18 protein-coding genes are annotated in these 20,654 nt (G+C 68.7%); 9 read left to right on the top strand and 9 right to left on the bottom strand.

Translation table 11 applies throughout. The annotated features are described in order from the left end of the window. Window positions 1-2 precede the first annotated feature (2 nt). The 3 genes from BM066_RS23265 to BM066_RS23255 all read right to left on the bottom strand — a co-directional run bounded on the left by BM066_RS23265 (window position 3) and on the right by BM066_RS23255 (window position 4,225). Window positions 3-1,712 carry a phospholipase D-like domain-containing protein gene (locus BM066_RS23265; protein ID WP_089930644.1) on the bottom strand — a complete coding sequence of 570 codons (1,710 nt, stop codon included), beginning with the start codon at window positions 1,710-1,712 and terminating at the stop codon, window positions 3-5. Between the two features lie 80 nt (window positions 1,713-1,792). Beyond that, complete coding sequence (locus tag BM066_RS23260; RefSeq protein ID WP_089930642.1) at window positions 1,793-3,016, bottom strand: acyl-CoA dehydrogenase family protein; 1,224 nt, start codon at window positions 3,014-3,016, stop codon at window positions 1,793-1,795. Window positions 3,017-3,109: 93 nt separating this feature from the next. Further along, window positions 3,110-4,225 carry an acyl-CoA dehydrogenase family protein gene (locus BM066_RS23255; protein ID WP_089930640.1) on the bottom strand — a complete coding sequence of 372 codons (1,116 nt, stop codon included), beginning with the start codon at window positions 4,223-4,225 and terminating at the stop codon, window positions 3,110-3,112. Between the two features lie 148 nt (window positions 4,226-4,373). Here BM066_RS23255 and BM066_RS23250 point away from each other — a divergent pair, with 148 nt between their 5' ends. Further along, complete coding sequence (locus BM066_RS23250; protein ID WP_089930638.1) at window positions 4,374-4,940, top strand: hypothetical protein; 567 nt, start codon at window positions 4,374-4,376, stop codon at window positions 4,938-4,940. 2 nt (window positions 4,941-4,942) lie between these two features. Here the strand turns inward: BM066_RS23250 and BM066_RS23245 are convergent, their stop codons facing one another. From BM066_RS23245 to BM066_RS23235, 3 genes are all read right to left on the bottom strand, one after another. Continuing rightward, window positions 4,943-5,860: a CPBP family intramembrane glutamic endopeptidase gene (locus tag BM066_RS23245; protein WP_089930635.1), complete on the bottom strand. Its 918-nt coding sequence runs from the start codon at window positions 5,858-5,860 to the stop codon at window positions 4,943-4,945. A 66-nt stretch (window positions 5,861-5,926) separates the two neighbouring features. Beyond that, complete coding sequence (locus tag BM066_RS23240) at window positions 5,927-6,442, bottom strand: zinc/iron-chelating domain-containing protein (RefSeq protein WP_089930631.1); 516 nt, start codon at window positions 6,440-6,442, stop codon at window positions 5,927-5,929. 51 nt (window positions 6,443-6,493) lie between these two features. Continuing rightward, window positions 6,494-7,150: an OmpW/AlkL family protein gene (locus BM066_RS23235; RefSeq protein WP_089930629.1), complete on the bottom strand. Its 657-nt coding sequence runs from the start codon at window positions 7,148-7,150 to the stop codon at window positions 6,494-6,496. 199 nt (window positions 7,151-7,349) lie between these two features. Between BM066_RS23235 and pepN the strand changes: the two genes are divergently transcribed. From pepN to BM066_RS23220, 3 genes are all read left to right on the top strand, one after another. After that, window positions 7,350-9,941, top strand: coding sequence for an aminopeptidase N (gene pepN, locus BM066_RS23230; protein ID WP_089930626.1), 2,592 nt, complete (start codon window positions 7,350-7,352; stop codon window positions 9,939-9,941). 175 nt (window positions 9,942-10,116) lie between these two features. Continuing rightward, the gene (locus BM066_RS23225; RefSeq protein WP_089930623.1) at window positions 10,117-12,651 is read left to right on the top strand and encodes a cell cycle histidine kinase PleC; all 2,535 of its coding nucleotides are present in this window, start codon (window positions 10,117-10,119) and stop codon (window positions 12,649-12,651) included. Between the two features lie 7 nt (window positions 12,652-12,658). After that, window positions 12,659-12,979 (top strand): low molecular weight protein tyrosine phosphatase family protein, encoded by a 321-nt coding sequence (locus BM066_RS23220; RefSeq protein WP_089930620.1) that lies wholly within the window; start codon window positions 12,659-12,661, stop codon window positions 12,977-12,979. Here the strand turns inward: BM066_RS23220 and BM066_RS23215 are convergent. After that, window positions 12,976-13,464, bottom strand: a complete 489-nt coding sequence (locus BM066_RS23215) for a hypothetical protein (protein ID WP_089930661.1) — start codon at window positions 13,462-13,464, stop codon at window positions 12,976-12,978. The two genes, BM066_RS23220 and BM066_RS23215, sit on opposite strands and share 4 nt — an antisense overlap. A 251-nt stretch (window positions 13,465-13,715) precedes the next feature. Between BM066_RS23215 and BM066_RS23210 the strand changes: the two genes are divergently transcribed. From BM066_RS23210 to BM066_RS23195, 4 genes are all read left to right on the top strand, one after another. Beyond that, window positions 13,716-16,136 (top strand): TonB-dependent receptor, encoded by a 2,421-nt coding sequence (locus BM066_RS23210; RefSeq protein ID WP_089930618.1) that lies wholly within the window; start codon window positions 13,716-13,718, stop codon window positions 16,134-16,136. 167 nt (window positions 16,137-16,303) lie between these two features. Continuing rightward, a complete protein-coding gene (locus BM066_RS23205; RefSeq protein WP_089930616.1) occupies window positions 16,304-16,648 on the top strand; it encodes an ArsR/SmtB family transcription factor in 345 nt (114 codons plus the stop codon). Between the two features lie 28 nt (window positions 16,649-16,676). Further along, entirely contained in the window at window positions 16,677-17,150 is a 474-nt protein-coding gene (locus tag BM066_RS23200; RefSeq protein ID WP_089930612.1) for an SRPBCC family protein, read from the top strand. A gap of 69 nt (window positions 17,151-17,219) precedes the next feature. Further along, window positions 17,220-17,879, top strand: a complete 660-nt coding sequence (locus tag BM066_RS23195) for a glutathione S-transferase family protein (protein ID WP_089930609.1) — start codon at window positions 17,220-17,222, stop codon at window positions 17,877-17,879. Here BM066_RS23195 and BM066_RS23190 read toward each other — a convergent pair. Together BM066_RS23190 and BM066_RS23185 are read right to left on the bottom strand one after the other, a co-directional pair. Next, on the bottom strand, window positions 17,876-18,502 hold the full coding sequence (locus BM066_RS23190; protein WP_089930606.1) for a glutathione S-transferase family protein: 627 nt from the start codon (window positions 18,500-18,502) through the stop codon (window positions 17,876-17,878). The genes BM066_RS23195 and BM066_RS23190 overlap by 4 nt on opposite strands. Before the next feature lie 78 nt (window positions 18,503-18,580). Then, window positions 18,581-18,760, bottom strand: coding sequence for a hypothetical protein (locus BM066_RS23185; RefSeq protein WP_089930603.1), 180 nt, complete (start codon window positions 18,758-18,760; stop codon window positions 18,581-18,583). A 217-nt stretch (window positions 18,761-18,977) separates the two neighbouring features. On the opposite strand from BM066_RS23185, the gene BM066_RS23180 reads away from it, so the two are divergent. After that, complete coding sequence (locus BM066_RS23180) at window positions 18,978-20,495, top strand: spinster family MFS transporter (protein WP_089930659.1); 1,518 nt, start codon at window positions 18,978-18,980, stop codon at window positions 20,493-20,495. Window positions 20,496-20,654 lie beyond the last annotated feature (159 nt).

Genomic DNA, 20,654 nt, shown 5'->3' with positions numbered 1-20,654 from the left:
GGTCAGGTGATCAACCCCAGGAACGCCAGACGGTCACGCTGGTCGCGCGTTCCCGGGGTGAAGTAGCGCTCCGACCAGGCGTCGGTGTCCTTCAGGGCGAAGACCTGGTTGGCCGCCAGCTTCTCGTCCTTGCGCGACCGGAACCAGTAATGCTCGAACATCCGCATGAAGTCGGCGACATAGACGTCGGCCACCGCCGTATCGCCCCGGAAGACCAGCACGTTGGAGTCGTTGGCCACCGTCGAGTTGGTCGAGAAATTGGCCGAGCCGGTGATCAGCACCGGATCCGCGCCGAACGGATCGGCCAGGATGATCTTGGAGTGGATGTGGATGCCGGCATGGTGGAAGCCCTCGTCCATCATCAGCCGGTCGCGGTCCAGCTTGCGCTTCTGGAAGTCGGTCAGCTTGATGCCCTCGAACGGCTTGGCCACGGCCGCCATGTTGCCGGGGTCGGCGTTGAGCCTGTCGATATTGCCCTTCTCACCGTACGAGCCTTCCTTGTCGGCCAGCATGAAGCGCATGGCGCCGTCGGTCGGCGACTGCAGCACGGCGCGGATCGTCTCGTGCAGGGCGAATGGGGCGCTGATCATCAGCACCTTGGCCGTCTTGCAGATGTCGGCGTAGAGATCGATCATCCCCAGGCCGTTCTGCGGCGAGAACAGCGGCGTCGTCCCATGCTGCACCGCCGCCCGGTTCAGCGGCGTGGGCGTGATGAGGTCGTTCTTCGCCTGGGTGGCGTCGATGCTCAGGTCTTGCGCCAACACCTGGAAGCCGGCCTCGTAACGCTCGGCGACGGCGGTGTCGTAGACCGCGTGGCCGACGTTCAGCTGGCCGTAGATGCCGCCCTCGGTCCAGTTGGTGCCGCCAGTCCATACCGCGATCGGCTTGAGCGCCCCGGCCGCGTCCTTGCGCAGCAGCACCAGGTACTTGTTGTGCATGATCGCCGAACCCTGGGTCCGCGGCGTGGTCGGGAACTCCACGCCCAGGCTCTCGATCGCATGCCGGTTCTCCTCGGCCGTCTTCCCGCCGTTGCGGGCGTGATAGACGATGTGCACCTCGGCCCCGCGCTTCTGGGCCTGGATCAGCGCTTTGATCGGCGTCGGTTTTTCGAACTCGTAGATGCAGCCGTGCAGGGCGAAGTCCGGTCCGTCGGCCTTGGCGATGAAGGCCACCAACCCCTCTTCCAGCCCGCGCGACAGCCAGGTCAGGGCCTCGGGGATGTCGTCGGGATCGTTGTCGCCGAACTTGCTGACATAGGCCTGGCTGGCCGCCGCCCCGCGGTTGAAGAAGATCGAGGTGGCCTCGCTGCGATTGTCTTCGGTGCGCAGTTCCAGGCTGACCCCGCCGGGAATGGCGTCGAAACCGCCGGGGCGCTCGGCGATCACGCCCTGCGCCAGGATCTCGGCCGGCGTCCCGTAACGGGCCACCACCCGGTAGCGATAGAGCCGCCCCGGCTCGGTGGTGTAGTCGCCCCAGCGGAACTTCTGCAGCGGGGCCCGGGCCGTGGTCACCCATTCCGGGTTGGGATCGCTCATGAAGCGCAGCGAGTTGGGCAGCCAGCGGCGGTCGCCCGTGCCGACGTCGGTGCGTTCGATCGAGAAGCCCAGGCATCCGGCGCGGCGCTCGTCGGCCAGGTCGAACGCCAGCAGCGTCGCGTGCGTCCCGGCGATCACCCGCACCGTCAGGCCATCCTTCGAAGCTCTCGCCCGCATCGTCGACTCTCCCCCGCCGCTTTAAGCGGGAGAATGAACGAGGCGCACCTTAAAGGCGAGTCACGTTCAGCGAACCTGGATCATCGTCCGGTCGGCATGTCCTTGAACGCCACGTCCTTGTCGACCCGCACGTCGCCCGGCAGGCCCAGGACCCGTTCGGCGATGATGTTCTTGAGGATCTCGTCGGTGCCGCCGGCGATCCGCAGCCCTGGAGCCCACATCAAACTCTGCTGGAACGCCGCCTCCATCGGGGCCAAGGCCGGATCGACGAGGATGCCGTACTCGCCCTGGGCCTCGACCGCGGTGTTGGCCAGGTCCTGCATCTGGTTGGCCGCGATGATCTTGCCGATCGAGCTTTCCGGACCCGGGGTCTGGCCGCGCGACAGGGCGGTCATGGTCCTGAAACGGGTGAACTTCAGGCCCTGGGAATTGACGTACCAGTCGGCCAGCTTCTCGCGGAAGGCGGCGTCCTTCAGGACCGGGCCGTTGGCCCCGGACAGGCCGCGGGCCAACTCCATGACCCGGCGATAGTCGGGACCGGCCGAGCCGCCGACCGCCAGGCGCTCGTTCATCAGGGTGACCAGGGCCACTTTCCAGCCGTCGCCGACCCCGCCCAGCCGCTGGCTGTCCTTGGCCCGCAGGTCGGTGAAATAGACCTCGTTGAACTCGCGCCCGCCCGACATCTGGTGGATCGGCCGGCATTCGACCGCCGGATCGCGCATGTCGATCCAGAACATGGTCAGGCCCTTGTGCTTGGGGACGTCGGGATCGGTGCGGACCAGGACGATGCCGTAGTCGCTATAGTGAGCGCCGGTGGTCCAGACCTTCTGGCCGTTGATGATCCAGTCGTCCCCGTCGCGCACGGCCCGTGTCCGCAGGGCCGCCACATCCGAACCGCCGGCCGGTTCGGAGAACAGCTGGCACCAGATCTCCTCGCCCTTCACGGCGGGCGAGACGAAGCGCTGCTTGGCGGCCTCGTCGGCGAAGGCCATGACCGTGGGCACACACATGCCCAGGCCGATGGTGAAATAGCCGTAGGAGACGCCGGCCTTGGCCTCTTCCTGGCTGAAGATCACCGACTGGATCGGCGTGCCGCCGCCTCCGCCGACGGCCGCGGGCCAGGTGATGCAGGCGTAGCCGGCGGCGGCCTTGCGGGCCTGCCAGGCCTTGCCGGCCGCCATGTGCTCGGGCGTCGTCGGCTTGGGTTCGCCATGCTCGGCGCGATGGGCGGCGGCGGCCTCGACCAGCCAGGCGCGGGCCTTCTCGCGATAGGCGGCTTCCTCGGGGGAATCGTTGAAATCCATCTTGGTGCTCCTTCCTGCTCCCCTTGCGGGAGAAGGTGTCGGCGAGGCCGACGGATGAAAGGTCGAAAGGCCCGCAAGGGGAGAGCGAGAACCTCAGGCGGCGTTCTTCTTCTCCAATTCGGAGACCAGCCGCTCCTTCCAAAGCTTCGGCGATCCGGCCACCAGGCTCAGTTGCCGCGATCGGCGGTAATAGAGGTGGCAGTCGACCTCCCAGGTGAAGCCCATGCCGCCATGCACCTGGACGCTTTCCTTGCTGGCGAACCAGAAGGCGTCGGAGGCGGCGATGCGGGCGGCGGCGGCGGCGGTCGGCAGCTCCGGCGCATCGACGTCCAGCGCCCAGGCCCCGTAATAGGCGTTGGAGCGGGCGACCTCGTTCTTGACGTACATGTCGGCCATCTTGTGCTTCATGGCCTGGTAGCCGGCGATGACGCGGCCGAAGGCGTAGCGGCCCAGGGCGTATTCGCGAGCCATCTCCAGGCAGCGGTCGGCCCCGCCCAGCTGTTCGAAGGCCAGCAGGACGGCGACGCGGTCGAGGACCGCCTGCACCAGTTCGAACCCCCGCCCCGCCTCGCCCAGCCGGTCGGCGGCCGCGCCGTCGAAGGTCAGGCGGGCCACGCCCCGCGTCGGATCCAGGCTTTCCAAGGTCTCGGCCTTCACGCCGCCCGCCTTCAGGTCGACCAGGAACAGCCCGGGCCGCCCGCCCTCATTGGCCAGGACCAGGGCCAGGTCGGCCACGTCGCCGTCGGTGACCGGGATCTTCACGCCAGACAGCTTGCCGCCCTCGACCCTGGCCTGCAGGGCCGAGGGGGTGATCACGCCCGGCCCTTCCGAGGTCGCCAGGCAGCCGATTACCTCGCCCGTGGCGATGCGGGGCAGGATGGCGGCCTTCTGGGCGTCGGTTCCGTGGGCCATGACGGCCTCGGCCAGCACATAGACCGTCGAGGCGAAGGGGATCGGCGCCACGGCCCGACCCAGCTCCTCGGCGATGGCGCACAACTCCACCCGTCCCAGGCCAAGACCGCCATGCTCCTCGGGGATGGCCGCGCCCAGCCAGCCCTGCTCCGCCACGGCGCGCCACAGCTCCGCGTCGTAGCTCCTGGCCGGATCGTCGAGCACGCCGCGCACCACCGCGGAGGAACACCGCGCGGCGAGGAACTTGCGCGCCTCGTCCTTGAGGAACTTCTGGTCGTCGGAATAGTCGAAATCCACCTGGATTCCCTCCCTTGGCGCCCGCTCTTGTGGGGGGCGGCGCGTCCTGGAGGGCACGATGAACGATCGTTCGCCCCAGGGAAAGATTGACCTCGCGTCAAGGATTTCAGGTTCTTATGACCATCCCGAACTCAGTGAGAACGCGTGCGTGGCCAAGACCGTCTTCCAGCGGAACCAGAAGGTGTGGGTCGAGAGCGTCGGCGCCTGGGCGACGATCGAAAAGATCGTGCCGGTCTGGGCCAAGGGCTTCGACGAACCCGTGCGCGTCACCTACGACGTGGGCCTGGGACGCGAGTTCGCCGCCCACGAGCTGAAGCCGGAAGACCGCGTCGACGGCGGCGCCGACGCGGCGACCGCCAACTGGCGCATCCTGCGGGCTCGCAACAAGTGGCAGCAGGAGAGCGACTGCCTGCATCACCCCTATCCGGGCACCTATCCGGTCGTGGTCACCGATCCCAACGACTGGGGCGGCTGGCGCACGCCGGGGGCCGAATACGACCGCGATCCGCGCAAGATCGAGTTCCAGGCCCGGCTGATCGCCGCCGCGCCCCAGCTCCACGCCCTGGCCCGCCAGTTGGTCGAACTGGCCGCCGACCATCCCGAGGACGCGCCTCCGGCCCTGGTCGCCCTGGCCCAGCGCGCCTCGGCGATCGAGCGGAGCCTGCACGAGGTGCCGGCCGCCGAGGTGGCGCCGAGCGCGGTCGAGGCGGGCTGAGCCTAGTTGAAAACTTCGGCGACCGGCGGAGCCAGTTCCGCGCGCGCCTTGAAGTTCCCTTTCCTCCACGCCTGGTAAAGCACCACGACCGCCACGCTCGTGCCGATCACCATGGCCGGGACCGAGGCCTCCGGACCGAACGCCCCGCCGCTCAACCAGTCGGGCGCGCCGGGCTTGGGCGCGCTCAGATAGAGGCTCTCCTGGACCGGAAAGCCTGAGACCCGCGCGCCCCAGATCCAGCCCTGCGTGAAGTTCCAGGCCGCGTGCGCGCCGATCGACATCCAAAGGCGGCCGGTCAGCAGATAGAACGAGGCCAGCATCAGCCCCGCCTCCACCGCGATGGCGACGGCGGCCACGGGGGTGGCGTTGGGATTGGCCAGGTGCAGCGCGCCGAACAGCGCCGCCGACAGGGCCAGGGCCGGCCAGATGCCGAAGGCCCGCATCAGCAGCCGCAGCACGATCGCCCGGAAGATCAGCTCCTCGAAGACGCCCGAGGCGACGCCGATATTGATCATGGTCAGGGGCGAGGACGCCCGCGGACCTGAAATGTCGTAGAGGCCGAACCCCGCCAGGGCCGCAACCACGGCGGTGAGCATCGCGGCCCCGACCACCAGACCGATCAGGAGCTCGGGCGCGGCCCGCCCCAGGTCCAGCTCGCCGGGCCAGCGCCCCTCGGCCAACCGCACGACGCCGGCATAGAGCGCCAGCCCCAGCGCGCTCAGTACGACGACCAGGACCAGGCTGAGCGGCGCAGCGCGCTCCCCGATGTTGCTGGCCGCCGCGTAGACGACGACGAACGCCCCGAACAGCAGCGCGCCCCAGCCCAGCGCCCGCAGCCAGCGTAGCGGGCCCGGATGCAGAAAACGGCGCGAACCCAGGTCCATGCCGACGGCCGATAGCGAAACTTCCGTAGGCGACATGAATCGGGTCCCCGAACCAGAGCGGACCTTTGGCGGGTTCGGACCGGGGTTCAAGTGACGAACAGTTTAGAGAGGCCCGCCGTCGCTCGCGGGCGGCCAGTCCCGCCCCGAACCCGGTCGGCGCAGGCGGCCATGCGACGCGAAACCCGCCTCGGGCCGCACCACGCCCAGGTCGATCTCGCCGCCGGCCGGGCTCAGCCGCCAGCAGCGCCGCCCAACCCAGATCAGCACCTCCAGGCCGCTCGCCGCGCCGGCGCCGGCCCAGCCGCGCAAGGTCGCCTCGAACGGCGCGCGCCGCCAGGCGGTCGGCTGGGCCGGATCGAGCTCGACATTGATCACCCGGCCGCCCTCGCCCGCATGCAGCACGAAACCGCTGCGATCCGGCCGCCACGTCTCGTCCAGCCGCCCGTCCAGCAGCCAGTCGCAGGCGAAGTCGGCGCAACCCGGGGGCCTGGCCTCATAGATCCCGCAGCCCTTGTCGCGCTTGTAATAGCGGCACCAGACGTGCGGCGCCTTCTCCAGCTCGCGCACGCCGATCAGCTTGCAGCACTGGCCGCACGCGCCGCATTCCCGATTGGACATCGCCGCCCCACTTCCGGTTGGGCCCTCTCTAATCGCTGGCGGCGCGCCCGACTAGAACCGATAGCCGACGCCGGCCGAAACCACCCACGGATCCAAGTTCACCTTGGACTTCAGCGCGCCGTCATTGATGCTGGCGTCGGTCTCGAACCAGACCTTCTTGACGTCGACATTGAGGCTGTATCGGCCCGTCAGGGCGACATCGGCCCCGGCCTGCAGCGCATAGCCGAACCCGTCGTCCAGCTTCACCTTGAAGCCGTTCTTGTCCTTGTCGCTGTAGAACAGCATGTAGTTCAGGCCCGCGCCGACATAGGGGCTGAACCTGGCGGCCGGATAGGGGTGGTACTGCACCGACACCACGGGCGGCAGCACCCAGGTCTTGTGGACCTCCACGTCCGTGCCCGGCCCCACGGCCTTGACCGTGTGCTGGGTCGTTCCGGCGATCACCTCGACGGCGATCTTGTCGGTGAGGAAGTAGCTGAGCCCGATGGTCGGCATCACATCGTCCGAGACCTCGGCGCGCAGGCCGGTCGCCGCGCCGGCCGACGTCACGATCGGATCGCCCGCGTCGGGACTGACCTCCGTGGCCCGAACATTGAGCATCCAGGTTCCCTTGGCCTTGGGCGCGAAGGCCTCTTGGGCGTGGGCGGTCGATGCGGCGAACAGACCGGCGGCGGCGAGCGCCAGGGCCGAACGGATGGCGGTGGTCATGGATGATATCCCCTTCTCTCGGACAGGCGTCGACGGACGCCTCGCGACGGGGGGATGCGGCCGCTGGCGGCCGCGAACTTTGATCCTGAGCAAAGACCACAATTTCCGTGGGAGAATTGCGGTTACTACCTATCGCGCGCCGTCTGTTTCTCGCTTTGGGCCTCTCGCCGCCGGGACCGAGCCCGCCTACATTGCCGCCATGCGCACAGACACGCCCCAGCCCGTCCGGCTCTCGGACTATCGCCCGTTCCCGTTCCTGATCGAGACCACCGCCCTGGAGTTCCAGCTGGAACCCGCCGCGACGCGGGTCAGGGCGACCCTGGCGATCAAACGCAGCGGCGTGGCCGGCGAGGCGCTGTTCCTGAACGGCGAGCGGCTGAAGCTGATCTCGGCGGCCATCGACGGCCAGGCGCTGAGCGCCAACGAATACAGCCTCGACGGCGAGGGCCTGACGATCCACGAGGTCCCCGACAGCTTCGTCCTGACCACCGAGGTCGAGATCGATCCCTCGGCCAACAAGGCCCTGATGGGCCTCTACATGTCCGGCGGCCGGTTCTGCACCCAGTGCGAGGCCGAGGGCTTCCGGACCATCACCTTCTTCCCCGACCGCCCGGACGTGCTCAGCCGCTTCACGGCGCGGATCGAGGCCGAAGAGACGTTCCACCACCTGCTGAGCAACGGCAACCTGGTGGAGTCCGGCCCGCTGGAGGGCGGCCGCCACTACGCCGTCTGGAACGACCCCTTCCCCAAGCCGGCCTACCTGTTCGCCCTGGTCGCCGGCGAGCTGGACGTGCTGGAGGACAGCTTCGTCACCATGAGCGGGCGCGCCGTGGCGTTGAAGGTGTTCGTCGATCCGGGCCAGGCGCCGCGCGCCGCCTACGCCCTGGACGCCCTGAAGCGTTCGATGAAGTGGGACGAGGAGGCGTTCGGCCGCGAATACGACCTGGACCTGTTCATGATCGTCGCCGTGCGCGACTTCAACTTCGGGGCCATGGAGAACAAGGGGCTGAACATCTTCAACAGCTCGCTGCTGCTGGCCCAGCCCGAAACCGCGACCGACATGGACTACGAACGCATCGAAAGCGTCGTGGCCCACGAATATTTCCACAACTGGACTGGCAACCGCATCACCTGCCGCGACTGGTTCCAGCTGTGCCTGAAGGAGGGCCTGACGGTCTTTCGCGACCAGAGCTTCAGCGCCGACATGCGCGGCGAGGCCGTCCAGCGGATCAAGGACGTCAAGGTCCTGCGCGCCCGGCAGTTCGCCGAGGACGCCGGCCCCCTGGCCCACCCCGTGCGGCCGAGCAGCTATCTGAAGATCGACAACTTCTACACCGCCACGATCTACGAGAAGGGCTCGGAGCTGATCCGGATGCTCAAGACGATCCTGGGCGCCGAGACCTTCCGCAAGAGCCTGGATCTCTACTTCGAGCGCCACGACGGCGAGGCGACCACGATCGAGGCCTTCATCGCCTGCTTCGCCGACGCTTCGGGCCGCGACATGAGCGGCTTCTTCGCCTGGTACGAACAGGCCGGCACACCGGTCGTGTCGCTGACCCATGACTATGACGCGGCGGCCAAGGCGTTGGAGATCACCCTGGCCCAGAGCACCGCCCCGACCAACGGCCAGCCAATCAAGCGCCCCCTGCCCGTGCCGGTGACCATCGGCCTGCTCGACCGTGCGGGCGAGGTGCTTCGCGCCAGCGAGGTCGTGCTGCTCGAGGCGCCGACCACGACTATCCGCTGGGAGGGCGTGGAAAGCGCGCCGGTAATCTCGGCCCTGCGCGGCTTCTCCGCCCCGGTCAACCTGACCACCGACACCCGGCCCGTCGATCGCTACGTGCAGTTCGCCGCCGACCCGGACCTGTTCAACCGCTGGGAAGCCGGCCAGACCCTGGCCCGCGAACTGATCCTGGGCCGCGCCGCCGATGCGCCGAACGAGATCGGCGAGGAGCGCTACGCCGACGCCCTGGGCAAGGCCCTGGTCGACGACGCTTCGGACCCGGCCTTCAAGGCCCTGCTGCTGGCCCTGCCCACCGAGGGCGACCTCAGCCTGGCCGTCGATCCCGTCGATCCGGCGGCGATCCACGCGGCGCGCGACCATCTGAAGACCGTCATCGCCGTCCATCTGGGCGATCTTCTGCGGCGGCTGCACGGCGACCTGCAGAGCGGCGGCGAGTTCTCGGCCGACGCCCGGGCCGCCGGCAAGCGCGCGCTGCGCAACGCCTGCTGCGACCTGTTGGCGGCCGATCCACACGCGGTCAATGTCGAGCGGGTGGTCGGCCATTTCGAGAGCGCGGCCAACATGACCGACGCCATGGGCGGCCTGTCGGCCCTGGTGGCGATCGGCGGTCCGCCGGCCGAGAAGGCCCTGACCGCCTTCCACGCTCAGTGGCGGCACGAGCCGCTGGTGCTGGACAAGTGGTTCGCCGCCCAGGCCCGCGATCCGGGCGAAGGCGCGATCGGCCGGATCCTGGGCCTGACGGCCCATCCCGACTTCGACGCCGGCAACCCCAACCGCCTGCGGGCCCTGGTCCAGGGCTTCTCCAGCGGCAATCCGGCCCGTTTCCACGACGAGACCGGCGCCGGCTATCGCTTCCTGGCCGACCAGATCCTGGCCGTCGATGGCTTCAACCCGATGACGGCGGCCCGGCTGGTCGAACCGCTGGGGGCCTGGCGACGCTACGTGCCCGAGCTGGGCGTCCTGATGCGCGAGCAACTGGAGCGGATCCGCGGCCATGTCGGCCTGTCGAAGAACGTGCTGGAGCTGGTCTCGCGGGCCCTGGACTGACGGTTCCAGCATCTGCCGGCGTCGAGCTTGGAATGATTCTTCGGCGCCACAGTTGCGACTAAAGGGCTCATCCCCGGCCAAAACCACGGTTCGGCGGTGACGCAACCCTTTGGCGTGCGGTAGATTCACCATCTCGGCGAAGTGACTCGCCGCGCGTTGTCGGGAGCATTGGGCGTTGGAGCGTGGCGGGGCGAGAACCGGGAGGCGGGCGGGAGCCGGTCTTTCGGCGGCGGGCGCGGCCCGCTCGCGCGCCGCGCGGTCGCCGTCCCAGGCCTATGTACGCCTGGCCATCCTGGCGGCCTTGCTGCTCCTGGCGATCTACACCGCCTTCGGCGTCAACCGGCTCAAGGACGAGGCCAACGCTCCGCCCGGCGGCGCGGGCCTAGCCGCCCAGGCCAAGCTGGTCGCCGCCGCCGCTGAGACCAACCTGGCCGCCCAGCGCGCCGGCCTGTCGGCCGCTTCCGACCTGCTGCAGCGCGACGCCAGCGCCCCGATCGACGCGGCCGAGACCGCCCTGCGCGCCGCTGGCGGCGAGGCCATGGCCGTGGCCGTGGTCAGCCCGACCGACGTGCTGGCGGTCGCCGGCCGCGACCCTTCGGCCGACTGGAAGGCCGCCGCCCGATCGGCCGGGGCCTCGGGCCGCAGCCTGTGGATCGGCGGCGGCACGACCGGCCGCCTCTATGTCGTCATGGCCACGCCGGTGGCCGGCGGCCGCGGCTTCGTCATCGCCTCCAGCGACCCCGTCCGCCTGATCGCCGAACCCGCCAAGGGCGCGGTCAGCGCCCTGATGCTGGCCGACGGCCGGATCCTGGCCTCCGGCGGCCGATCGATCCAGGGCGCGACCAACCTGCGCGAAGCCTTCTCGCTGTCCCTCGACGATCTTGGCCCCGGCGCTGCGGCCCTGCGCGGCCAGTCAGTCGACGGCCAGGCCCTCGACGTCGCGATCCAGCCCCTGGCCCAGGGCGACCTGCTGGCCGCCGCCGGGGCCCGGCCGCGCACGGTCGCCAACATCGACCGCCAGGTCATGGAAGGCGCGTTCTCGCTGCTGGCCCCGCTGGCCGTCGGCATCGCCCTGGCCCTGATGCTGATGCTGCAGAGCCGCCGGGTCGAGACCGCCCAGCAGGAGTTCGTCGACAGCGAGCAACGCTTCCGCCTCGCCGTCGAAGCCGCCCGCTGCGGCATCTGGGAGTGGGAGCTGGGCGGCGACCAGGTGTTCATGTCCGACGTCACCGGCGCGATGTTCGGTTGGGGCGGCGGCGGCGTGGTGCCGGGACAGGAACTGCTGGACCGCGTCTCGGTCGACCATCGCGACAAGGTCCGCCAGGCCCTGGCCAACGCCGCCACCTACGGGGCGTTCGACGTGTCGTTCCGGGTGCCGGCCCGCGACGGCGGCCGCGCTATCTGGATCGACGCCCGCGGCCAGGGCTTCGGCAAGCCCGGCGAGGACGGCTATTCGCGGATCATCGGCGTGGCGCTGGACGTCACCGAGGAGCGCCTGGCCCAGGCCCGCGCCCAGGCCGCCGAGAACCGCCTGCGCGACGCCATCGAGAGCGTGTCCGAGGCCTTCGTGCTGTGGGACCGCCAGGGCCGGCTGCTGATGTGCAACCGCAACTACCGCAACGTCTTCAACCTGGAACCCAAGCTGCTCAAGCCAGGCGCGCCGCGCAACGAGGTCAACCGCTTCGCCGCCCTGGCCATCAAGCACGACCAGCCGGCCCCCGACGGGGCCAAGGGCGTGCGCGAGGCCGAGCTGAACGACGGCCGCTGGATCCAGATCAGCGAGCGCCGCACGGCCGAGGGCGGGCTGGTGATGACCGCCGCCGACATCACCGCCATCAAGAACCAGGAAGAAGCCCGCCGCCTCAACGAGGAGCAGCTGCAGTACGCGGTCGCCGGCCTGGAGCGCTCGCAGGAACAGCTGGCCGAGCTGGCCCGCAAGTACGAGATGGAAAAGGTCAAGGCCGAGGGCGCCAACAAGGCCAAGAGCGAGTTCCTGGCCAACATGTCCCACGAGCTGCGCACGCCGCTGAACGCCATCAACGGCTTCTCCGAGATCATGATGAACGAGATGTTCGGCCCGCTCGGCGACCAGCGCTACAAGGGCTACAGCCTCGACATCCACAATTCCGGCCAGCACCTGCTGGCGCTGATCAACGACATCCTCGACATGTCGAAGATCGAGGCCGGCAAGATGAACCTGAAGTTCGAGCCGCTGAACCTGGAGGACGTCACCGAGGACGCCGTGCGCCTGGTGCGCAACCGCGCCGAGGCCGCCGGCCTGAAGCTGGAGATCGACTTCCCGCCCCTGCCCGACGTCGAGGCCGACTATCGGGCGGTCAAGCAGGTGCTGCTGAACCTGCTGTCCAACGCCATCAAGTTCACCCCGCGCGCCGGCCGCGTCACCGTCCGCGCCGAGGTGCGCCGCGATCCGCTGGGCGAGCGCGTGCGGGTCTCGGTCACCGACACCGGCATCGGCATCGCCGCCGAGGATCTGGCCCGCCTGGCCAAGCCGTTCGAGCAGGTCGAGAGCCAGCACGCCAAGACCACCCAGGGCACGGGTCTTGGCCTGGCCCTGACCAAGTCGCTGGTCGAGATGCACGACGGCGCGCTGGAAATGACCTCCACCCCCGGCGAAGGCACCACCGTCAGCTTCATCCTGCCGATCAACCAGAGCGGCCTGTCCTCCCTGCGCGACTTCGCGGCGGCGTGATCCTCGCTTGAAGAAGGTCCTGTTCGTCTGCAGCCAGAACAAGCTGCGCAGCCCCACCGCCGAGCAGGTCTTCTCGACCTGGCCCGGCGTCGAGGCGACCTCGGCCGGGACCAATCACGACGCGGAAGAGCCCCTGACCGGCGAACTGGTCGAATGGGCCGACATCATCTTCGTGATGGAGCGGACCCACCGCAGCAAGCTGTCCAAGCGCTTCAAGCGGCACATCAAGGGCCGCGTGATCTGCCTGAACATTCCCGACGACTATGACTTCATGGATCCGGCCCTGGTGACCCTGCTGGAGGCGCGGGTCGCGCCGCATCTGCCCTAGCTCCGCCGCCAGGCCAGCATGTGCGGAAAGGGCGGCGCCCCCAGCGCCTTGGCGCGATGCGGTTCATGGGTCAGGCCCCACATGGCCAGCATCGGCACGCCGACATAGCCGCCCTGGCTGAACATCTCGGCCAGGGCCTTGCCGCCGCCGCGATAGCCGCCTTCGTGGAACGGCACCGAGGGGTCCAGCCCCAGGTGGGTCGCGGCCGCGAAGGACCAGGCCAGCGCCGCCATCTCCTCGCCGGGATCGTCGGACACGCTCTCGTCGCGGCGGTCTGGATCGCCGACCGCCACGTGGCCGGCCTCGTGCAGCAGGTCGCCCGGCCAGGCCAGCCGGGCCGGATCGACCCGCAGCCCCCCACCCGCCACCGCGACGCCCGGCAGGAAGGTCTCGTGATCCAGAGACGCGACCTCGACCGGAACGCCGACCTGGCGCAGGAACGCGACGATGCGGCCGACCAGCGGATCGGCGAACTCGTCGGCCAAGATCTTCGCCGCGCCTAGCGTCACCCGTCCTTCCTCCGTCCCGTCGGGATCAAAGCCGCTCCTTGGCCGCCCGTAAACCCAGCCATTCGCGAGGCCGAAAAACGAGATGCGTTCCGATGGCTCCCGCCCCGTGTACGCCAGGCTGAAGCGGCGTCACGAACCCGTCGCCAAACCCTCGCCGAAGCGTCGCAGGCTTGCCCTAACACCCCGGACCTTGAACGCCCGACAGGGGCGGAGGTCGGAGGGTTTCCATGCTCATCAAATCTGCTCGCCACGCCTTGCTGGCGGCGAGCGCGCTTGGCGCGCTCGCGGTCGCTTCGATCGCCCACGCGGCGAACGCTCCGGCCCCGGCCGCCGTCGCTCCGGCCGCCGAGCCCGCCGACGCGGTCGAGCAACTGCTGGTCACCAGCCTGTCGACCACTCGCTCGGCCGTGCAGCTCAGCGGTTCGGAAATGCAGAAGATCCTGCCCGGCCTGTCGCCGCTGAAGGCGATCCAGACCCTGCCGGGCGTGCTCTACGTCACCGCCGATCCGTGGGGCAACAACGAGCAGAACACCTCGCTGTTCATCCACGGCTTCAACGGCCAGCAGTTGGGCTACACCCTGGACGGCGTGCCGCTGGGCGACCAGAGCTACGGCAACTACAACGGTCTGTCTCCGCAGCGCGCCGTGATCAGCGAAGCGGTCGGCAAGGTCATCCTGTCGTCGGGCGCGGGCTCTCTGGGCACCGCCTCGACCAGCAATCTCGGCGGCGCCGTCGAGACCTTCACCAGCGATCCGCACGCTCAGTTCGGCGGCCAGTTGAACGAGACGGTGGGCAGCTACGCCGCCACCCGCACCTTCCTGCGCGTCGACACCGGCACGTTCGGAGCCAACAACACCGCCTACTTCGCCTATGCCCATCAGGACGCCCGGGCCTGGGACTTCCGCGGCCACCAGGGCGGCGACCAGGCCAACCTGAAATATGTTCGCGACGGCGAGGCCGGCAAACTGACTTTCTATCTGTCCTATTCCGACAAGATCGAGCCGAACGAGGACGGCACCACCCGCTACGTCCCCGGTCGCGCCGGCAAGCCCTATGACAGCTACCAGCCCTACACCCGCCCGTTCTTCTATCCGGACTTCCACGCGGCGCTGGATTATCTGGACGCGGCCGGCAACTACCCGGTCACCGAGGGGGAGAACTATCGCAACTATTTCAGCGCCGCCCAGCGCACCGACTATCTGAGCTACCTGAAATACGACGCCAAGCTGGCCGACAACGTCACCTGGTCGAACCAGGTCTATTACCATGACGACCACGGCCGCGGCATCGTCGCCGGACCGATCCGGGTGGCCGGCCTGCCGGCCCTGTTCAACTTCTATTTCCCCAACCAGAACCTCAAGCAGGTGTTCGGCAATTCGGGCTACGCCACCCGCACGACCGAATACCAGATCGACCGTCTGGGTGGGATTTCGACCCTGAACGCCACGGTCGGCGATCACCAGATCGAGGCCGGCTTCTGGTACGAGCACAACAAGTCGTCGGCCTATCGCCGCTGGTACCCGTTCGACGTCAACCACCCCACCACGCCCTACGACGTGCCGACCGGCTGGCTGATCACCCAGTACGGCAGCGAGATCGACAACAAGGTCTACCAGTTCTACGTCCAGGATCAGTGGCGCATTCGCGAGAACCTGGTCCTGCAGGGCGGTTTCAAGAGCAGCGTGCAGGACGCCACCGGCGCGGTGCCGGTGCAGCCGATCGTCGGCTCTCTGGTCAATTCGACCGGCCTGCCGGTGGGCAATATCAAGACCAAGGAGTGGTTCCTGCCGCAACTGGGCGCGGTGTGGACCCTGGACGGCGGGTTCGAAGCCTTCGTCAACATCCAGAAGAACCTGCGCCACTTCCAGACCTACGGCGGCGGCGGCCTGTCGCCGTTCAGCCTGGGCAGCCAGGCGGCCTTCGACCAGTTCAAGAAGAGCGCCGATCCTGAAACCGCCTGGACCTACGAGGCCGGCGTGCGGGGCAAGCGCGAGGTCGCCCTCGGTCCGATCACCGGTGTCGACGGCCAACTGAGCGTCTATCACACCGACTTCAGCAACCGCCTGCTGGGCGTGGCTCCGTCGGCGGCGGCGATCTCGATCGTCGGCGGCGCGGCCATCGTCCAGAACGTCGGCGCGGTGAAGACCGACGGCGTCGACCTGGCCCTGACCTTGACGCTGGGCGATCACTTCTCGTTCTACGACGCGGTCTCCTACAACCGTTCGGTCTATCAGGACGACTATGCCAGCGGCTCGACCACGGTCGGCGGCGTCATCACCCCCACGGTCGTGCACATCGCCGGCAAGAAGGTTCCCGGCAGCCCCGAATGGATGAATAAGTTCGTGGCCAGCGCCAACTTCGGGGCCTTCCAGGCCCAGTTGGTCGGCGACTATGTCGGCGAGCGCTTCGCGACCTACACCAACGACCTGAAGGTCGACAGCTACATGCTGCTGAGCCTGCAGGTCAGCTACGATTTCCAGACCCCGGCCAGCTGGCCGATCGACAACCTGAAGCTGAGCGCCAACATCACCAATCTCGGCCAGGAGAAGGGCGATCTGAACGTCACCGTCTCCCAGCCGGCCGGCAGCTATTCGACCTTCCCGATCCCGCCTCGCCAGGGTTTCGTCACCCTGTCCACGCGGTTCTAGGGCTGAGCGGCCCGCCGCCGATCCTCCCCTCCCGGTCGGCGGGCCCTGCTCGCGTCGAACGCCCCGGACCTCGCGTCCGGGGCGTTTTTCGTTGGGCGCGCCACGATACTTAGGCAACCGACAAACTATTTCTTGACGCGTCGCACGGCGTCGCGATACTTAGGCACATGGCTAACCAACAACCCTCGCTCGACCTGATGTTCCAGGCGCTGGCCGATCCCAGCCGGCGCAGCATCGTCGAGCGCCTGTGCGCCGGCCCGGCCTCGGTCAGCGAACTGGCCCAGCCGCTGGCCATGTCCCTGCCCTCGGTGATGCAGCACCTGCAGCTGCTGGAGGGCAGCGGCCTGATCCGCTCGGAGAAGGTCGGACGGGTGCGGACCTGCCGCCTGGAACCGGAGGCGCTCAGCGCCGCCGAGACCTGGATCAACGAACGCCGCGTGCTCATGGAACGCAAGCTCGACCGCCTGGGGGAGTATTTGCGCGCCACGGCTGGCGACGAAGACGAAGACTGACCTTCAAACCCAGAAAGAGGATACGACCATGACCGAACGCTCCGTCGTCCACGCCACCTTCGTCATCAACCGGGTCTACGACGCCTCGCCGGCCCGGGTGTTCAAGGCTTTCGCCAATTCCGAGGCGCGCGATCGCTGGTTCGTGAAGTCCGAGGGCTGGCCCGTGGCCGAATACACCTACGACTTCCGGGTCGGCGGCCAGGAGTACGGACGCTTCAGCCCCGACGGCAAGATGATCGTCCTCAACGAGACCACCTACTGGGACATCGTCCCGGACCAGCGGATCATCAGCGCCTACGCCATGGACATCGACGGCAACCGCATCTCGGTGTCGGTCGCGACGATCGAGCTGAAGCCCGAGGGCAAGGGCACGCGCCTGACCTATACCGAACAGGGCGCGTTCCTGGACGGCTACGATATCCCCGCCCAGCGCGAAGCCGGGTGCCGGGACCTGTACGAGAAGCTGGCGGAGGAGCTGGAGCGCCAGGGCGAGGACGCCTGAGGCCAGAACCGCGCCAAGAGTCGGGGATACGCCCCTGGGCGTGTCCCCGCCCCCATCCCCGGAGTTCCCATGTCCCTGACGCTGCACATGCACCCGCTGGCCTCGTACTGCTGGAAGGTGCTGATCGCCCTCTATGAGAACGACACGCCGTTCGAGGCCCGCCTGGTCGACCTGAGCGATCCGCAGGTCGTCGCGGCCTTCAAGGCGCTGTGGCCGACGGCCAAGATGCCGCTGCTGCGCGACGAGGCCCAGGGCCGCACGGTCCCGGAAACCTCGATCATCATCGAGTACCTGCAGGCCGCCTATCCCGGCCCGGTGCGGTTCATCCCCGACGATCCGGAGGCCGCCCTGCGGGTGCGGCTGCTGGACCGCCTGTTCGACAACTACGTCCAGGAGTCGATGCAGAAGATCGTCGGCGACCGGATCCGGCCGGCCGGCGCCAAGGACCCGCACGGCGTGGCCCATGCCCGCGGGCAGCTGGTCATGGCCTACGACCTGCTGGAGGCCGAGCTGGCGGGGCGGACCTGGGCGGCTGGCGAGGCGTTCAGTCTGGCCGACTGCGCGGCGGCGCCCGCCCTGTTCTACGCCAACAAGGTGGCGCCGCTGGGCGAGAGCCATCCCACCGTCTCGGCCTATCTCGACCGCCTGCTGGCCCGCCCGTCGTTCGCGCGGGTGCTGCAGGAGGCCGAGCCCTATTTCGCGATGTTCCCGGCCGAGGACAGAACCTAGGCCAGGCTGTCGGCCTCCCAGGCCAGGAACTCCGGAGTCTGCAGCACGCGCTCGCAATAGGCGCCGGCCGGGCCGGTGTCGCCATAGTCCGACAGGTGGATCCCGTAGGTGCGGAACCGGGTCGCCACCGGGGTGTAGAAGGCGTCGGCGATCGACCAGTCGCCCAGCAGGAACGGCCCGCCCGAACGCTTGAGCAGCTGGTTCCAACGCTCGACGATCTTGCGCACGTCCTTCTGGGTGGCCTCGGAGATCGCCACGGCGCCGGGCGCGGCCTCCAGCGCCATCGGGCATTCGCCACGCAGCGACGTAAAGCCCGAATGCATCTCGGCGGCCGCCGACCGGCCCAGGGCCCGCAAGGCGGCGTCCTGGGGCCACAGCCTGGCGGTGGGGAATTTCTCGGCCAGGTACTCGCAGATGGCCAGGGAATCCCAGATCGCCAGATCGCCGTCCTTCAGCACCGGCACCAGATGGCTGGGCGAATGCTTGGCGATCTCGACTTCGGACGTCCCGACCTGGCGCAGCTCGACCACGGTCTCCTTGAACGGCTCCCCCGTGTGCTTCAACGCCAGCCAGGGACGCAGCGACCAGCTGGACCACTTCTTGGTGCCGACGACGATTTCCATGGCGAGCCTCTTTCGCGAACGGGCGGACCCCAGGGCTTAGCCCGAGCGCTCGCGCGGAACAACGCCGGTCGTCCTCGCCTAGTCGTTTTGACCCAAGAGCGGCCTGGGAAAGGCATAGGCCCAGGGATGCGGTTCGCCGGGCGGGCCGGCGTCGCGGGCCAGGGCGCGCAGCGTCCGGGCGCGGTTCAGCTCCTCGAAGGGAACGATCTCGGCTGACCGGGCGAGCGGCGCGGGGCGCGGACGGGGCAAGGCGTGCATGGGGGACCTCCTTCAGGGCCGTCTGTCGCGGCCAGGGGTCCATTGAAGGCCTTCGCGCCTGAACGGACGCGGGCGCCCTCGTTGTCCAGCGTTCATCCGGACGCCGCCAAACGGCCGCGATTTCCCCCCTGGCCTTGGCGCTTCCGTTACGTCTACAGTCGGCCCAACGATTAGAACAAATGTTTGAAGGGAGAGGCCCAGGATGGCGCAGGCGAACATGCCTAGCGGCGCACAGCCGCCAATTCTGCAAGCCGGCGCGCAGCCGCTGTATTCCAATGGCTACAAGGCCGCGGTGCTGGGGCTGCTGCTCGCCACCTACACCTTCAACTTCATCGACCGCACGATCATCGCCACCATCGGCCAGGCCATCAAGGTCGACCTCAAGCTGACCGACACCCAGCTGGGCCTCTTGGGCGGTCTCTATTTCGCCCTGCTCTACACCCTGCTGGGCATCCCGATCGCCCGCATGGCCGAGCGCTGGAACCGGGTGACGATCATCTCGATCTCCCTGGTCGTCTGGTCCGGCTTCACGGCCCTGTGCGGCAGCGCCGCCAGCTTCGCCCAGCTGGCCCTCTACCGCTTCGGCGTCGGGGTCGGCGAGGCCGGTTGCTCGCCGCCCAGCCACTCGCTGATCAGCGACTATTACGAGCCCAAGAAACGCGCCTCGGCCCTGTCGATCTATTCGTTCGGCATCCCGCTGGGCACGATGTTCGGGGCCGTGGCCGGCGGCTGGCTGGCCCAGGAGTTCAGCTGGCGCGTGGCCTTCGTGATCGTCGGCCTGCCCGGCATCCTGCTAGCCGTGCTGGTCAAGCTGATCGTCAAGGAGCCGCCCCGCGGCCATTCGGAGGTCAAGGAACGGCCGCTCGAAGCGGAGGACGTCGTGGTCGAACCGCCCAAGCCGCCCTTCTCGCTGATCAACGAATTCAAGGAATTGTGGGCCGTGCTCTGCGTGCTGTTCGGCAAATGGCCCGTGCTGCACATGATGCTGGGCGTGACCATCGCCTCGTTCGGTTCGTACGGTTCGGGCGCGTTCGTGCCGCCCTATTTCGTCCGCACCTACGGCCTGGGCCTGGCCCAGGTCGGCCTGATCGTCGGCCTGATCGGCGGCTTCTCGGCCGGGGTCGGCACCCTGGTCGGCGGCTTCCTGACCGACTGGTCGGGCAAGCGCAGCGCCAAGTGGTACGCCCTGGTCCCGGCCCTCGGCCTGCTGGTCGCGACGCCGATCTACGTCGCCGCCTACCTGCAAACCAACTGGCAGACCACCGCCCTGATCCTGCTGGTCCCGGGCATCTTCCACTATACCTATCTGGCCCCGACCTTCGGCGTCGTCCAGAACTCGGTCGAGCCGCGCCGGCGGGCCACCGCCACGGCGCTGCTGTTCTTCTTCCTCAACCTGATCGCCCTGGGCGGCGGGCCATGGTTCACGGGCTGGCTGATCGACCACCTGGCGCGGTTCAACTTCAACCACCCGAGCTCGACCGGCATCCTCCATGCCCTGGGCGGTTCGTTCACCGATCCCGGCGCGGCCAGCTTCACCGCCCAGTGCCCGGGCGGCCTGGCGCCCAAGGGCTCGCCCGCCGACCTGGCCGCGCTCTGCAAGGGCGCCATGGCCCGCTCGACGCAACAGGGCATCATCGTCCTCCTGTGCTTCTACGCCTGGGCCGCCCTGCACTACGGCCTGGCGGCGATCGGCATGGTCCGGCACATGCGGGAGCGGGCGGCGGCGCAGGCTTGAGGACGCCGCGATCCCCCTCCGGCCCTCCGGGCCACCTCCCCCAGAGGGGGAGGATCTATGAACGCCGCGCCAGATGCTCCCCCCTTGGGGGAGCTGTCGCGGAGCGACTGAGGGGGTCGCGCGCACGGCTTGGCCGCCACGCGCTTTCGCTGCGATGGG

The organism is Caulobacter sp. UNC279MFTsu5.1 (assembly GCF_900114015.1).
Classification (GTDB): domain Bacteria; phylum Pseudomonadota; class Alphaproteobacteria; order Caulobacterales; family Caulobacteraceae; genus Caulobacter.
This window is presented reverse-complemented; position numbering and strand designations above follow the sequence as displayed.